Source organism: Acetobacter sp. DsW_059 (assembly GCF_002153695.1).
Taxonomy (GTDB): Bacteria; Pseudomonadota; Alphaproteobacteria; order Acetobacterales; family Acetobacteraceae; genus Acetobacter; species Acetobacter thailandicus.
The window spans coordinates 1-987 of record NZ_JOPI01000043.1 but is presented as its reverse complement, the minus strand read 5'-3'; the positions used below and the strand labels follow the sequence as shown (position 1 = coordinate 987).

Here is a 987-nt window from a genome sequence, read left to right as displayed (position 1 = left end):
TATTCGTAACCGTTGGCGGCGATGCGTCAGCAGCTACAGCCACATACACCCCGTCAGGTGCAACAGATTCAACAACTATAGCCCTTGGTGATCTGGCTGCATCAGTCGCGTCTAACACCACAGCAGTTGCAGCGGCCGCCACTAACGCATCAGCAGCAGTCACAACAGCTAAAGCTGCCAGCTCAGCAGCAACAACAGCCGCAAGCAATGCAGCGTCAGCACTAAGCGTTGCGAATGCAGCTGTTCCGTCAACGGAAATATTAGATTCAAGCGGTAATCTTGTCGTAAAAACAGGGGCTTTGCGCCTCAATTACGACACGTCAGTTGCAGCAACTGCTCAGGTTCAGTTTTACTCCTCTGGCGGAACTAAAACTGATGGATTTCTGTCATGCGTCGGCGGAACGGGGGCTGGTAACGGCCAGATGTGGCTCGGATGCTCGCAATTAGCCTGCTATGCTGCATTTCCTCTGGGGACGGCCACATTTCCCTTTAGCGGCGCAGTTCTTCAGAGTGCTGTTCAGGTTGTTTCAGACATAAACGATAAAACCATCGTCGGCACGATTGGTAGTTCTGACTACACCGCAGAGACCACAAAACTTCGCACAGCATGGGCCGCTATTTCAGGAGCTGTTTACACTCTGAATTTTAGCACGAACAAACGTAACCATATCGGGGTTATTGCTCAGACAGTTCAGGTTGCATTTACTGCACAGGGACTGGACCCGTCTGATTATGGCCTCTGGTGCTCAACGCCCAAAACCAGGGCGGTTACATCTACTGTTGATGGTGCCACAACCATAACAGAAGAACCTGTTTATGAAGCAGATGGTAAGACTCAGGCAACACAGCAGACAGTTCGCTATGAGGAGCTTCTGTCCCTTGGGATTTTCTGTGAGCGTCTCGAACGTGCTGATCTGGCTGCACGCGTAACCGCGCTGGAAGCTAAATCGACCGCAGCTACTGCTACGACCTCCACCGCTTCCACAA

1 protein-coding gene is annotated in these 987 nt (G+C 51.8%); it reads left to right on the top strand.

Going from position 1 to position 987, the window contains the following annotated elements:
• A partial coding sequence (locus HK25_RS12985; protein WP_086636071.1) for a hypothetical protein occupies positions 1-987 on the top strand: 987 nt, incomplete at both ends.